Consider the following 14,730-nt stretch of genomic DNA (forward strand, 5'->3'; position numbering starts at 1 on the left):
GTCCAAGTCAAGATATATCGCGCCATGTTCTGGAAAGGCAGGAGCGGCGTGTCGTCGGAAAAGCCGGGATTTGCCCCGGTACGGTGGGCGGATCGCGTGGGGAGACCGGGCAAGTCGGCACGATCTACCCCTGTGGTCTGGTGGAATTTAGAGCTGTGAGTGGTCAGACCTGGCGGTTGGTACGGCGCGGCAGCGGCAGCCCTGTTGTGTCCCCTGTGCTCGACGAGCACCAACGTGCCGTGGTCGAACACCAGAGCGGACCCCTTCTCGTCCTCGCCGGCCCGGGCACCGGCAAGACCACCACGATCGTGGAGAGCGTGGTGGACAGGATCGAGCGTCGCGGCCTGGACCCCGAGCGGGTGCTCATCCTCACCTTCAGCCGCAAGGCCGCCGAGGAGCTGCGCCAGCGCGTCACCGCACGCCTGCGCCGCACCACCCGCACCCCGCTCGCCCTGACCTTCCACTCCTACGCCTACGCGCTCCTGCGCCGCGAGTCGATCCTCGAGGGCAAGGCCCCGCCCCGCCTGCTGACCGGACCCGAGCAGCTGCTGGAGATCAGGCGGCTGCTGCACGGCGAGCTGGAGAGCGGCGGGCTCGACTGGCCGGTGTCGCTGCGCGAGCCGCTCAAGACCCGCGGGTTCGCCGAAGAGCTGCGGGACTTCCTGTCGCGGGCCAACGAACGCGGGCTCGACGGCGACCGGCTGATCGAGCTCGGCCGGCGGCACGGGAGGGGCGACTGGGTGGCGGCCGGCCGGTTCGCCGAGCGTTACCAGGACAGGTTCGACCTCGACCCGGAGGAGACCTACGACTACGCGGAGCTGATCGGCGCCGCCTCCGCGCTGCTGGCCAGGCCGGACGTGCGCGAGCGGGAGCGATCGGCGCACGACGTGGTGTTCGTGGACGAATACCAGGACACCGACCCGGCCCAAGAGCTGATGCTGGCCCAGCTCGCGGGCGACGGGCGCGACCTGGTGGCGGTGGGCGACCCCGACCAGTCGATCTACGGGTTCAGGGGCGCGGACGTCCAGGGGATCATGAAGTTCCCCGAGCGGTTCAGGACCCGCGACGGCCAGGACGCGCCGGTGCTGACGCTGCGCGTGTGCCGCAGGAGCGGGGCCGGTCTGCTGGAGGCCTCACGCAGGGTCGCCACCCGCCTTCCCGCCGGGCCGGGAGGCGGCCACCGCGATCTGGTCCCGCTGCCGGACACGCCGGACGGCGACGTCCGTGTGCTGCTGGCCGACAGCACCAGCCAGGAGGCCGCGATCGTCGCGGACACGCTGCGGCGGGCCCACCTGATCGACGGCGTGCCCTGGCACCGGATGGCGGTGCTGGTGCGCTCGGCCAGGCGGCAGGTGCCCCTGCTGCGCCGGGCGTTGACCAACGCCGGGGTGCCGACGATGATCGCGGGCGACGAGGTGCCGATCGCCCATGAGCCCGGAGTGCGCCCGCTGCTCACCCTGATGAAGGTGGTGCTCGACCCCGCCCATCTCGATGAGGGGGTGGCCGAGGAGCTGCTGACGGGCCCGCTCGGCGGCACCGACATGATCGGCGTGCGCCGCCTCCGCCGGGCACTCAAGATCGCCGAGAACGAGGCGTCCGACGCCGGTGAGGCACGTTCGTCCGGAGAGCTGCTCGTCGCGGCCGTGCAGGACGTCCGCGAGCTCACCAGGATCGAGCCCCACATCGCCGTCCCGGCCGAGCGGGTGGCCAAGCTGCTGGCGGTGGCCAGGGAGGCGGTAGGCGAGCAGGGCACGGCGGAGGACCTCCTGTGGGCCGTGTGGCACGCCAGCGGGCTGGCCCAGCGCTGGACCGAGCTGAGCATGTCCGGCGGCTCCAGGGGAGCGCAGGCGGACCGTGACCTGGACGCGGTCGTGGCGTTGTTCGACCATGCGGCCAGGTTCGTGGACCGGATGCCGAAGGCGGGTCCCGAGGTGTTCATCGACGACCTGGCCGCCCAGGAGATCCCCGGTGACACGCTGGCCGACCGGGCCCCCGACGGCGACGCCGTACGCGTGCTCACCGCCCACCGCTCCAAGGGCCTGGAATGGGACGTCGTGGTGGTCGCGGGCGTCCAGGAGGCGGTCTGGCCGGACCTGCGGCTCCGCGGCTCGATGCTGGGCGTCGAGGACCTCGTCGAGGTGCTCGAGGGGGCTCGGCCGAACGCCGCCTCGCTGGCCTCCAAGCTGCTCGCCGAGGAGCGCCGGCTGTTCTACGTGGCTGTCACCAGGGCCAGGCACAGGCTGGTGGTGACGGCCGTGGGCGGCGAGGACACCGACGAGCGCGCGTCCAGGTTCCTGTCGGAGCTGCTGCCGGGCGCGGTGGAGACGGCCACGATGGACGACCGGGCCCGCTGGCTGAACATGCCCGCCCTGGTGGCGGACCTCCGCAGTGCGGTGACCGACCCCACCAAACCCCGAAAACTCCGGCAGAAAGCGGCGCAGCAGCTCGCCCGCCTTGCCGCCGCCGGCGTCCAGGGCGCCCACCCCAACGACTGGTACGCCCTCACGCCCATCTCCGACGACCGCCCTCTGATCTGGCCTGACGGCATCGTGAGCATCTCGCCCTCGGCGGTCGAGAGCTTCACCAAGTGCGGCCTGCGCTGGCTCCTGGAGACCGCAGTCGGCGCCGCGGGCACCAGCACCGCGCAGGGCCTGGGCAACGTCATCCACGCCCTGGCCGTGCTGGCCAACACCGACCTGCCCAGCGAGGACCTCCTGGGCGAGCGGCTCGACCAGGTCTGGCACGAGCTCGACTTCGGCGGTACCTGGTACAACCGCAAGCAGCGCAAGGTCGCCGAGCAGATGATCGGCAAGTTCCTGCGCTGGCAGAAGGACAACCCGCGCGAGCTGAAGGCCATGGAGGAGTCGTTCACCGCCATGGTCTCGGAAGGCGTGCAGATCAAGGGGCGGGTGGACCGCGTGGAGAGCGACGACCACGGGCGTGCCGTGATCATCGACCTCAAGACCGGCGGCTCCAAACCGAAGGCCGGTGAGATCGACCGCCACCCGCAGCTCGGCGTCTACCAGCTGGCCGCGCTGCTGGGGGCGTTCGCCCGGCACGGCATGACCGAGCCGGGCGGCGCCGCGCTCGTCCAGCTGGGGAAGGCCGGCGGCAAGAACGATGCCCTGGAGCAGGGTCAGCAACCGCTGAGCGAGGACGACAACCCGGGCTGGGCCGGCGATCTGGTGGACACCGTGGCCACCGGCATGTCGGGGCCGTTCTTCCAGGCCAAGGTCAACGACGGCTGCCGCACCTGCGCGGCCAGGGCGAGCTGCCCGGTCAACGACAACGGGGGCCAGGTGTGCTGACCCCCGTCGAACTCGCCGGAAAGCTCGGCATTCTTCCCCCCACGAGCGAGCAGGCCGTGGTCATCGAGGCCCCGCTGGAGCCGATGGTGGTCATGGCCGGCGCGGGCTCGGGCAAGAGCGAGACCATGGCCGGGCGCGTGGTCTGGCTGGTGGCCAACGGCCTGGTCAAGCCGGAGAACGTGCTGGGCCTGACTTTCACCCGCAAGGCGGCCGCCGAGCTGGCCACTCGGGTCAGGGAACGCCTCACCGGACTGGCGGAGGCGGGCCTGGTCGAGCCGGGCGCGCTCGACAACGAGCCGACGGTCTCCACCTACCACGCCTACGCCGCCCGCCTGGTGACCGACCACGCCCTGCGCGAGGGTCTGGAGCCGACCATGCGGCTGGTCACGCCGGCCGTGTCCTGGCAGCTCGCCTCGCGGGTGGTGGCGATGTACGACGGGCCGATGGACAAGATCGAGCTGGGCCCGCCGTCGGTCACCGCCGCCGTGCTGGAGCTGGCCGGCGAGTTGTCGGAGCACCTGCGTACGCCGGCCGACGTCCGGCGGGTGGGGGAGTGGCTGCGCGAACGGCATGACGTGCTGCCGGGCAGGAAGACGCTCGCCCAGCGCAAGCCGGTGGACGTGCATGCCGCGCGGGAGCAGCTGCTGCCGCTGGTGGAGGCGTACGAGCGGCTGAAGCGAAGCCGGGAGGTCATCGACTACGGCGACCAGATGGCGCTGGCCGCCAGGATTGCCGCCAACCACAAAGAAGTGGGACAGATCGAGCGCGAGCGTTATGCGGTGGTCCTGCTGGATGAGTACCAGGACACCAGCCACGCCCAGCTCGTCCTGCTGCGCTCGCTGTTCAGTGGCGGCCACGCGGTGACGGCCGTCGGCGACCCCTGCCAGTCGATTTACGGCTGGCGCGGCGCCTCCGCAGGCAACCTTCGCCGTTTTTCCCGAGATTTCCGGACAAGTTCGGGGGACCCGGCCCCCGTCCGCCAGCTCAGCGTCAGCTTCCGCAACGGCGACCGCGTCCTGGACGTGGCCGCCCGCGTCCAGCTCCCGCTCCGCATGGAGGCCCGCGAGGTCCCCGTCCTCGTCCCCGGCCCCAACCGGGTCGACCGGGGCCGCGTGACCTGCGCTTTCCATGAGACCGCCGAGGACGAGGCCAGGTGGGTCGCCGACGGCATCGCCAAGATCCTCGGCCAGCAGGTCGCCCCCGACGGGCTGCCGTGGGGCGAGAAGGAACGCAAGAAGACCCTCGCCATCCAGCCCCAGGACGTCGCGATTCTGGCCAGGAAACGCTCGCAGTTCCCGGCGCTGCGCCGGGCCCTGGAGGAACGCGACATCCCGGTCGAGGTGGTCGGCCTCGGCGGCCTGCTGACCGTGCCCGAGGTGAGCGACATCGTCGCCACCCTCCGCGTCCTCTACGACGCGACCGCCGGTGACGCGCTGGCCAGGCTGATGGCCGGGCCGCGCTGGCGGATCGGGCCTGCTGACCTGCGGGTGCTGGGGGAGCACGCCAGGCAGCTGGCCCGCGAGCTGAGCGAGAGCAACCGGGCGGAGGACCCGCTCGACCAGGTGGTGGCCGACCTGGCCGAAGAGCGCGGGAGCCTGGTGGACGCCCTGGACGAGCTGCCGGACCGGGACGAGTGGCTGGAGGCGTTGTCGCCGCTGGCCCGTACCAGGCTCATCGCCCTCGCCCACGAGCTCCGGCAGCTCAGGGCGCACACCGCGCAGCCGCTGCCCGATCTGATCAGTGAGGTGGAGCGCAAGCTCGGCCTGGACGTCGAGGTGGCCGCGCGCAGCGGCACGGTGAGCGCGTTCGCCGCGCGGGCGGACCTGGACGCGTTCCTCGACGCGGCGTCCAGGTTCGCGGGCGACGCCGAGGATCCGACGCTCGGGGCGTTCCTGGCCTACCTGCAGGCGGCCGAGAGCGAGGAGTTCGGGCTGGAGGCCGGCCGGGTCGGGGAGAGCAACAGCGTCAAGCTGATGACCGTGCACGCCTCCAAGGGCCTGGAATGGCCGATCGTGGTCGTGCCGGGGCTGTCGCAGCTGGTCAGCTCGAAGGGAACGATCACGACGGGCAGCATCTTCCCCGCCACGCCCGTCATGAACAGCCGGTGGACGGAGAATCCCCGCAAGCTCCCCTACCCGCTGCGCGGCGACGCCGCCGACCTGCCCAGGCTGGGCGGGCTCAGCAAGGAGGAGTTGGCCGGCTTCGACGAGCAGGGTCGCGAGCGCGACCTGATGGAGGAACGCAGGCTGGCGTACGTGGCCGTGACCCGCGCCCACTACCACCTGATCGCCTCCGGTTACCGCTGGGGCACCGCCACCAAGCCGCTGGCGCCGTCGGACTTCCTGCTGGAGATCCGCGACACCGCCGATCGCGTCGCGTTCTGGGCCGGGGACGTGGCGGAGGGCGCGACGAACCCGCTGCTCGCCGAGCCCGCCGAGGCCGTCTGGCCGGTCACGCCCGAGGGCCTGCGGTACGAGTCCGTGCTCGACGGCGCCCGGCTGGTCGAGGACGCGCTGGCCGGCACGATGGCCGAGCCTGAGCCCGAAGACGACGAGCCGCTGCGGGCGTATGAGGAGGAGCGGCTGCGGGCCTGGGAACGCGACACGGAGCTGCTGCTGCGCGAGCGGGAGCTGCACGTGCGCCGGCCCGCCACGATCGTCGAGCTGCCGGCGAAGCTGACCGTGTCGTCGCTGGTCACGCTGGCCACCGATCCGCGCGAGCTGGCCCGCAGGATCCGCCGTCCTGTCCCGGTCAAGCCGGCGCCGCTGGCCCGGCGCGGCACGTCGTTCCACAAGTGGCTGGAGACGCGGTGGGATCAGCAGCGGCTGATCGACGACCTCGAGTTGTACGACGAGCTGGAGGAGGCGGACGTGCGCCTGGCCGAGCTGCAGGAGCGGTTCGAGCAGAGCGAATGGGCCGATCGGCGGCCGGTCGACATGGAGGTGCCGTTCGAGACCATGATCGGCGACCGGCTGGTGCGCGGGCGGATGGACGCCGTGTTCGAGCTGTCCGACGGGGGTTACGAGGTCGTGGACTGGAAGACCGGGCAGCCGCCCAGGGGCAAGGCGGCCAAGGGGGCGTCGGTGCAGCTGGCGGCGTACCGGCTGGCCTGGTCGCATCTGGCCGGGGTGCCGCTGGAGAAGGTGGCCGCGGCCTTCCACTATGTCCGCGCCAACCGCACCGTGCGGCCCGTGAACCTGCTCGACGAGGCCGGGCTGGTCGCGCTCATCGAGAGCGTCAAGCTCGTCGATGGTGAAAAGCCGGCTTCGGGTGCATGAGGAAGTCGTGGTGTGAGATGTTCCACGCATAGGCCCCGGCCATCTCGAACACCACCGTGTCCCCCACTCGTGCGGTAGTCACGATTTTTCGGGCAAAAACGTCCTTCGGGGTGCACAGCTGGCCGACGAACGTGATCGGCTCGTCGGCGACTCCCGGCCCCTTGCCCGTCCGCAGGATCGTGAAGGGCTGGTCGTGGCCCTTGGTCACCGGAGTGCGCAGGTGGTGGGTGCCGCCGAGGAGGATGGCGTACGCCTCGCCGCGCACACGTTTCACGTCCACGATCCTGGTCACGTAGTAGCCGCAGTACGCGGTCAGCGCCCGCCCCGGCTCGATCCGCAGCCGCCGCCCGCGGCCGAGCTCGGCCAGCCCGCTGCCGTAGGCGGCCCAGTCGAACCTGTCGTCCGGGGCCGCATAGGACACCGCCATGCCGCCGCCGAGGTTGACCTCTTCGTAGGAGTTGTCCAGCAGCGTCCGCGCCAGGTCCAGCAGCTGCGGCGCCTGGAGGCCGCTGGCAAGGTGGGTGTGCAGGCCGCGAAGCCGTACGCGCGGGCCGAACAGCGGCAGGCACTCCGCCACGCCGGCCTCGTCCATCCCGAACGGCCCGCTCATCGTGAGCGCCGCGCCCTCGACCGGCAGGTCGGGGTTGACCCGGAGCAGCACGTCGGCCTCCAGCCCGGTGGCGAGGAGACGGCGGAGCTCGTTCGGCGACTCCACGTGGATGCGGTGGTGCGGCAGGCCCAGCTCGGCGTCGGTCTTGCCGGGACCGCCGAGCGCCACCTTGGCGCCCGGGAAGAGGTTCGTGATGTGCGCGTGCTCGCCCGCCGACGACACCTCGAATCCGTCCACGTGTCCCGCCAGCACACGCAGCAGCTCGGCGTCCGGATTGGCCTTGACGGCGTAGTACAGCTCGATGCCTGGGAGCGCCTGCCGCACGGCCGCGACGTGCGCCTCCAGCGCCGGGAGGTCGTAGAGGTAGGCGGGGGCGTCGTCGAGGCTCAGGGCGGCGTCCTGGACGCGGGCGGGGATCATGCGAGCGGGTTCGCGATCGGGACGTAACCGGCGGTGCGGTCGGCCGCCCTGGCCCAGCGCACGCCCAGGTTGGCCTTGGCGGGCAGCGGGGCGCCGGCCAGCAGGTCCGACAGCGGCAGCGGCCAGCCGAGGTCGGCGGCGAGCTTGGCGAGCAGGTCACGGGCGATGCGCCACAACTCGCGCAGCACCCCGTCGTCGTGCCCGGCCACGGCGGCGGCGATCTCGGTGAGGTGGTTGACGAGCAGGCAGTAGACGACGCGGGCCCAGCCGCGCTCGGCGTCGTAGGTGAAGGCCCGGGCCACCTCGTGGTGCAGCCCGCCGAGGTCGTGGCGGCCGGCGACGAGCTTGGTGCCCTCCAGGTCGCGGAAGACGGCCTGCGCGGGCATCCCGGCCGCGTCCAGGCCGACCAGGACGTTCTGCAGATGGGGCTCCAGTACGACGCCGTGCGCGAAGTACAGCTCCACCACGGGCAGCGCCACCGCGGACACGTACGCCGACCACCACGCGAGCGGCTCCCGCGCGGGGGCGTCCAGGGCGAGTGCGCCGGCCAGGATCGGGGTCACGCCGGGGTCGCAGGCGGCCCACGGGCTCTTCCGGATGATCACGCCCAGGCCCTCGTGGAGCCGGGTGCCGAGGGCGGCCGAGCGGTAGCCGGGCTCGGGGAGCCAGCGGGTGGCGGGGTGCTTGGCCGATATTTCGTCAAATATGGGCTTGAGTCGTGACGAGAGCTCCACGGCTCCGGCCAGCTCATACCAGGCGTTCTTGCGTACGCAGTTCGTGATCCGCACGTTCAGGGAGAACTTCAGGCAGACCTCCGCTTCCGGGGCGTACACGGTCCGCACCGACGAAGTAGGCGCCACGACCGGCCCGGGTCCCAGATCGATCAGCTCGGCTCCGAACGCGGGCCGAAGGAGGTCGAGCTGCCATGGATGCGCGGGAAGCAGCCGATAGCCGTCCGGCGCCCTGCCCATGCCGCCCATGCCCTCCAACGCCGACACGTCGCCCGCCTCGGCCAGCACGTCCTCGCGCACCCCGAGCAGCCGGACGGGGAACGCGGCGTGCGCCTCAGGCGCGTAGCGCAGCCAGCCGTCCCCGCCACGCGCCTTGGGGCTCGGGTGGAACGGGTGCCCGTACACCAGGGCCTGCTCCGAGGCCAGCCACGGATCGGCCGGTGGCTCGGACCCGGCCCTGGCCCGCAGGATCGCGGCGACCGCCTGCCTGCTGGCCGCCACCTGCCCGGCGAACTCGGCGTTGTGCCCCTGCAAATCGGCCTCGACCAGCCCGACCAGCTCGTCGGTCGACAGCGGCCGCCAGGCGCCGTTCTCCAGACGCTCGGGCCGGCCGTCGAAGCGCAGCGCGGCGCCGCCGTACGTGCGGGCCCGCAGCAGTGTGCCCGCCACCCGCAGCAGCAGGTACGGTGGCGCCGGCCACACCAGGCCGCGCGGCCCGGCCACCTCCCGCGCGCAGCAGCGCAGCAGGGCCGCCAGCGTCGCCTCCTCGGCCAGAGCGGAGGGCGCGTCGATGACCAGTCCGTCCGAGCTCGGCATTCAAGCTCTCCTCAGGTAGTTGGGGCCGCTGGTGCCGTAGTACTTGTTGATGTCGCGCGCGCCGGAACGTTCCTTGGCCATCAGCGTCCCGGCCGTGATCATGGACTTGCCGGTCAGCCGGGCCGCGTCGAGGGTCCTGGCGCGCAGGAGCCTGGCCATGGGGTCGTCGCCGTACTCGTCGAGGGCCTCGGCGAGCGTGTCACGCAGCAGCGCCGCGGCTCGCGCGTGCGGCAACGCCGCGAACGCCACGGCCGCGGCGGCCAGGTGCAGCGTGATGGTCACGAACACGTCGGCGAGCGCGTGCGGGTCGTCGTTCAGCATGCGCTCGTCGGCGAACGCCGGCGCCTCGACCCCCGCGGCCCGCAGCCTCGCCGGGGACGCCAGCAGCCCGTCGTTGTCCTTGACCAGCAGCTTCATGCGGTCTCCCTGGAAGACCAGGGCGAGGTTCTGCTGGTGGGCCTCCAGCGCGACGCCGTACCGCACGAAGAGCCGGACGTTCCAGCGCAGGAGGAGCCGCAGATATGCGGGGATGACGTCGCCGACCTCGGCGAGCACACCAGGCGCGCCGAGCGCCGCCACCGGCACGATCTTCCCCTCCGGCAGCCGCCTGACCATCCACGCGAGATACTCGTGACCCGTGTGCGCATAGGTCTGCTCGTCGGCCAGGAGCACATCGGGGCCGGTCAGCTCCCGCAGCAACAGCTCGGCCTTGGCCCCGTCGCCCAGCGTCGCCGGCTTGATCGAGCGCCGATTGCGCGCCCCGAGCGTGCTGATCGGCAGCGGCAGCTTGAGGTGCGTGCGGGGGCCGAGCTCCACGGTCCGCATCGAGAGCGTGGGCCGCACCGTGACCCGCGCCTCGTCCAGCACCCGTACCCCGTCGACCTTCCGCACCTCGCCGACGGTCAGCGGATGCACGGGAAAGAGCACCTCGTCAGGACCGACGTCCCACGAGGTCGCCGCGTCGGCGGGAAGGTGCGCGGCGGAGCCCGGCACGAGCGCACGGCGGGGTACGACCGCCCACCGCAGCTCGAACGAAGGCGCAAACTCCGGCGCGTAAGCCAGCAAATCACCCTCCGCCAACCCCGGCCGCGCCCGCGACGTCGGGTAAACCGGATGATCCACGAAAGCCGCCAGAGCCTCATAGGACGGCCCTCGCCGAAGGACCTCAATGGCATGCGCATCGTGCAGCTCAAGCGCCGACAACGCCGCCAGGCACTCCTCGAAGAAGGCCGCGACCCCTTCGGAGTCCGCCGGATCGGCGACCTCCACCAGCGTCTCCAAGACCTGCTCCAGCCCCAGCCGCTCGTCCCGCGCCACCACGAAGTCCTGGAACAGCACCCCCGGCTCCAGCCGCACCCACCGGCCGTCCGCCAGCAGCAACCCCACGCCGTCCTTGGTCCTGGTGACGCGCGAGGCCAGCCCGCCGTAGTCCTCGCGGAGCAGGGCATCCAGCACCCGGGCGGCCAAATAAGCCTCCCGATCGCTCATTCGACCACCCAAGGCCGCGCGACCCGGTAGTTCTCCACAGCCGCGTCCACCCGCGCCCGATCCGGCCCGACGGCCCGGATGACGCCCAGGTAGTCCCGGTTCGTGTGGGTGAGGCGGACAACGTCGCCCACCTCCCGCAACGGCCGATGCCACAGCCGCACGTCACGGCGCTCGACGACTTCGAGCTCCGGTGCGGATTTGATCGTCCCCGCCCGGTCGGCCACGACACTGACCGCACACCCGTGCCGGGCCGCGGAGGGCACGGCAGGCATGGTCGGCAACCGCTCGCCGAGATGCACGCGCAGGATCCACTCGAACAACGGCACCGCGAGCACGTCCCCCATCAGGAAGTCGCAGTGATCCCCGATCACCCGATAGTTCACTTCGATGACGCGGGGTCCGCCGGCGGTGAGCACGTACTCGGTGTGACACGCCCCGAATCCCACCCCCAGAGCCCGCAGTGCCGCCAGCACGTGCTCGTGCCCGTGGCCGGGCGGCGGCGCCCAGTCGAGCCGCTCCTCGATGAAGTACGGCAGCGGCCCCAGGGTCGTCTCGAATCCCCCGAGCACCCGCACCTCGTCTCCGTCACCGAGCGTTTCGAGCGTCCGCACCGGCCCTTCGAGGTATTCCTCCACGACCAGTGCCTCACCCGGCCGCCGCCTCCTGATCGCGGCCACAGCAGCGGCCAGGTCGCGTTCGACGAGCATGACGTCCTCGCTGGCCACACCCTCCCGGGGTTTCAGCACGACCGGGTAGGGCAGGCCGTCAGGCACCGGGTCGCCGGGCGTGAGCCGTACCGACCTGACCTGTTCGACCCCCGCCTCAAGGAGCTTGCGACGCATCAGGAATTTGTTCTTGGCGGCCACGCACGCCCGCCAGTCCTTGCCCGGCAGCCCGAAGTAGGCGGCCGCCAGCGCGGTCTCGGCCTGCAGGTGGTCGGAGTTCGAGAAGATCGCGTCCGGCCTGCCGAGCTGCTCGATCGTGTCGATCAGCGCACGTGGGTCGCGCACGTCGCACGCCACCGCGTCCGGATGCCGCTCCGGCCGATCCGTCAGGATCGTCACCTCGCAACCCAGCGCGCGGGCCGCGGGCAGGAAGCCGTCCGTCACGGAGTCGGTCGGCTTGAGCGCGGTCAGGTAGAGCCGCAACGCGAAGGCACCCCCGGGGATCAGGTAAGGCTAACCTAACTGCTCGATCTTAGCCGTAGGGAGATCGTTCCGGGGCCTGGATTCCCTAATCAGGGGCTAACCGCGAGGTCATAGGATGACATGGAATGTGAGAGGGGGCGGTCAGTGGAGACGACCGCGGAAGAGCAACTCATCGGGCCCTTGCTTCTGGCGCGCGGCACCATTGACCGCTCCTCGGCGTTGCGTGCCGACGAGCGGTGGCTGGAGCAGGCATGGGCCGACCCCACGACCAGGGTGCTGGTGATCGACGACGGTCACACGCTGGTGCGGCGGATCGGCGACGAGGTGGGCGCGGTGCTCTACGGTCCCGCTGACGCGCCGCCCGGGCAGCGTTATCTGCTGGGAGTCGAGGACGGCGTCGCCTATTTCGCGGTCGCCGCGCCGCTGCCCGGCGTGCCGAAGGGCGAGGTCAACGGCCGCGTGACGTTCGCGATGACGCTGGGCGACACCCCCGAGGGCCGGCCGGTGGCGGCCGGGCTGCGCCAGGTCGGCGGCCTGCTCGGCGACCGCGACGCGGGCCTGCTGGTCTACGCCGTGGCGCTGGAGGCCTGGCACGCGACCCACGAATACTGCCCGCGCTGCGGGACCCGCACCGACGTCCGGGCGGGCGGCCACATCCGCCTCTGCCCGCAGGACGGCAGCCAGCACTTCCCGCGCGTCGACCCCGCCGTGATCATGCTGGTCCGCGACGAGGCGGACCGCTGCCTGCTCGCCCGCGGTCCGCAATGGCCGAAGGGGCGGCTGTCGATCCTGGCGGGGTTCGTCGAGCCGGGGGAATCGCTGGAGCACGCCGTCGTACGCGAGGTCGCGGAGGAGGTCGGCATCACCGTCGTCAATCCCCGCTATCTCGGCAGCCAGCCCTGGCCGTTCCCGCGCAGCCTCATGCTCGGCTTCTTCGCCGAGGCCACCTCGACCACGCTCACGCCCGACGCGGAGGAGATCGCCGAGGCGGGCTGGTATTCGCGTGAGGAGCTCGTGGCGGCGCTGGAGTCAGGCGAGCTGCGGCTGCCGCCGCCCGTGTCGATCGCCCGCCGCCTCATCGAGACCTGGTATGGCGGCCCTCTGTCGGGTGACTGGTAGCAAGATTTCGCTTAGCGTGATTCCATGAACACGAGACGTTAGGGGGAGGGTAAAGTCATGCCCATGAATGAAACACACATGCGAGAGCTCGTGGAGCTCGAGCGCCAGAAGCTTGCCATCCAGTTCGCGGCCGTGGAGGTCGCGATCGATGACAAGATCCAGCTTCAGACGAAGAAGATCGTCGATGTGGTGAGCGGGGCGATCTCCGCGGCCGTGGGCCAGCTCAAAGAGGACAACCTCATGCGTGACATCGGGCTCAAGACACACCTCGGCGTCATGAAGGGAGAGCTCACAGCGGAGATCGGACACGTCCGGACAGAGCTCAAGGCGGACATCGCGGACGTTCGGACGGAGCTCAAGGCCGACATCGCAGACGTCAAGGGCGAGATCCAGCGGCTGGAGGAGAAGCTCGACAACCACAGCCACTGATACGAGGACCTGAGTGACCAAACCACCCAGGTCCTCACGGCCATGCTAGGTCACGAGCCCCCTGCCCTCCCGGCCGGGGGCTCGTGCCGTATCCAAGAACGTCAGGCCGCGCTCTCCAGGAGCAGCTTGACCTCCCTGGCCGACGGATTGGTCCGCACGACCCGCCCCTCCGCCGTCTCGATCACCACAGTCGGCACGGTCTGGTTGCCGTTGTTGACGCTCATCACGAATTCGGCCGCCGACGGGTCACGCTCGATGTCGACCTCGTTGAAGCTGATGCCCTCACGGGTCAGCTGGGCCTTGAGCCGCTTGCATGGGCCGCACCAGGTGGTGCTGTAGACGGTGAGCGCCATGTTGGGTGATCCCTCCAAGGGTCAGGAAAACAGACGCTCGGTGCAACAACGCGCAGTGCCCGGTTAATCCTGGAGCTAGCCGATGCGCTCAGTGATCCAGGCCTGCACCCGCTCGGCCACACCCGGCTCGCGGTAGAGGGGCGCGCTGTGGTTGGCCCCCGGCTGGGTGAGCACCGTCACCGGCACGCCCACCTGGCCGAGCATCTGCTTGAGCAGCATGCTCTGCACCGGCGGCACGAACTCGTCCTGCGCGTGCACGCTCAGCATCGGCGCGTCGTGGCGGCTGGCGTGCCAGGCCACCTCCATGCTGGCCCAGACCCGCGAGCACTTGCCCTTGGGCGCGCAGCCGCCGGCCAGGCGGATCGCGGACTCGCGGAGCTTGCGCTTGCTGGGGTCCGTGGTGTCCTCGCCGTCGGAGTAGGCCCGCAGCGGCGAGATGATCGGCGACAGGCCCACCACGCCCTTGAGACCGCCGATGCCGTCGCCGTACGTGCCGACGGCCGCGGCGATGTGGCCGCCCGCGGAGAAGCCGAAGAGCACGTAGTTGTTCGGGTCGAACGCCCACCGGTCGGCGTGCTTGCGTGCCGCGGCGATCGCGGCCAGCGCGTCGGTGCGCTGCGCCGGCCAGGGCGCGTCGCCGGACAGGCGGTAGTTGAGGTTGAAGACCGTGTAGCCGAGTTCGGCGTAGGTGCGGGTGACTTCCTTCATGTACCTCTTGTCGCCGCTCGACCACCAGCCGCCGTGGATGAGGAAGACGCCGGGCCGCTGCATGCCGTCAGGGGTCCACCAGACGTCCATCTGCTGGCGCCGGTGGCTGCCGTACGCAACCGTCTCCGTGCTCAGGCCGCCGATCCCGTCGGCGTTCACGGGGTTGCTCACGGTTGGGGCGGGTGTGGGCTCCTTTATCGTCGCGGTCGCGGCGACGGGTGTGAGCACAACGGCAGCGAGCGCGAGAGCGCCCACGTAAACCGCAGTTCGCACGGCCTTCCTTTCCCCCATGCTGATGGTCGGCCCCATTCTGGGGGAAGAG

10 protein-coding genes are annotated in these 14,730 nt (G+C 71.2%); 4 read left to right on the forward strand and 6 right to left on the reverse strand.

The window, feature by feature from the left end; genetic code table 11:
• The first annotated feature begins 155 nt into the window (after window positions 1-155).
• Together OHA25_RS19565 and OHA25_RS19570 are read left to right on the forward strand one after the other, a co-directional pair.
• Window positions 156-3,308 (forward strand): ATP-dependent helicase, encoded by a 3,153-nt coding sequence (locus OHA25_RS19565; RefSeq protein ID WP_327588979.1) that lies wholly within the window; start codon window positions 156-158, stop codon window positions 3,306-3,308.
• Window positions 3,302-6,586, forward strand: coding sequence for an ATP-dependent helicase (locus OHA25_RS19570; RefSeq protein WP_327588980.1), 3,285 nt, complete (start codon window positions 3,302-3,304; stop codon window positions 6,584-6,586). The genes OHA25_RS19565 and OHA25_RS19570 overlap by 7 nt, the downstream gene beginning before the upstream one ends.
• On the opposite strand, the gene OHA25_RS19575 is transcribed toward OHA25_RS19570, so the two are convergent.
• From OHA25_RS19575 to OHA25_RS19590, 4 genes are read right to left on the reverse strand one after another with little or no spacing between them, the layout of a single operon-like run.
• Window positions 6,546-7,616, reverse strand: a complete 1,071-nt coding sequence (locus OHA25_RS19575) for a type III PLP-dependent enzyme (protein WP_327588981.1) — start codon at window positions 7,614-7,616, stop codon at window positions 6,546-6,548. The two genes, OHA25_RS19570 and OHA25_RS19575, sit on opposite strands and share 41 nt — an antisense overlap.
• Window positions 7,613-9,163 carry an IucA/IucC family protein gene (locus OHA25_RS19580; RefSeq protein ID WP_327588982.1) on the reverse strand — a complete coding sequence of 517 codons (1,551 nt, stop codon included), beginning with the start codon at window positions 9,161-9,163 and terminating at the stop codon, window positions 7,613-7,615. Before OHA25_RS19580 ends, OHA25_RS19575 begins: the two co-directional genes overlap by 4 nt.
• Entirely contained in the window at window positions 9,164-10,651 is a 1,488-nt protein-coding gene (locus OHA25_RS19585; protein WP_327588983.1) for an IucA/IucC family protein, read from the reverse strand.
• Window positions 10,648-11,799 (reverse strand): siderophore biosynthesis protein, encoded by a 1,152-nt coding sequence (locus OHA25_RS19590; RefSeq protein ID WP_327588984.1) that lies wholly within the window; start codon window positions 11,797-11,799, stop codon window positions 10,648-10,650. Before OHA25_RS19590 ends, OHA25_RS19585 begins: the two co-directional genes overlap by 4 nt.
• 144 nt (window positions 11,800-11,943) lie before the next feature.
• Between OHA25_RS19590 and nudC the strand changes: the two genes are divergently transcribed.
• Window positions 11,944-12,918 carry an NAD(+) diphosphatase gene (nudC, locus tag OHA25_RS19595; RefSeq protein WP_327588985.1) on the forward strand — a complete coding sequence of 325 codons (975 nt, stop codon included), beginning with the start codon at window positions 11,944-11,946 and terminating at the stop codon, window positions 12,916-12,918.
• Window positions 12,919-13,008: 90 nt separating this feature from the next.
• On the forward strand, window positions 13,009-13,347 hold the full coding sequence (locus OHA25_RS19600; protein ID WP_327588986.1) for a hypothetical protein: 339 nt from the start codon (window positions 13,009-13,011) through the stop codon (window positions 13,345-13,347).
• Between the two features lie 101 nt (window positions 13,348-13,448).
• Here the strand turns inward: OHA25_RS19600 and OHA25_RS19605 are convergent, their stop codons facing one another.
• Window positions 13,449-13,700, reverse strand: coding sequence for a mycoredoxin (locus OHA25_RS19605; protein ID WP_327588987.1), 252 nt, complete (start codon window positions 13,698-13,700; stop codon window positions 13,449-13,451).
• Window positions 13,701-13,775: 75 nt separating this feature from the next.
• Complete coding sequence (locus OHA25_RS19610) at window positions 13,776-14,681, reverse strand: alpha/beta hydrolase (protein ID WP_327588988.1); 906 nt, start codon at window positions 14,679-14,681, stop codon at window positions 13,776-13,778.
• Window positions 14,682-14,730: the final 49 nt, after the last annotated feature.

The sequence above is a fragment of the Nonomuraea sp. NBC_00507 genome, assembly GCF_036013525.1.
GTDB lineage: Bacteria > Actinomycetota > Actinomycetes > Streptosporangiales > Streptosporangiaceae > Nonomuraea.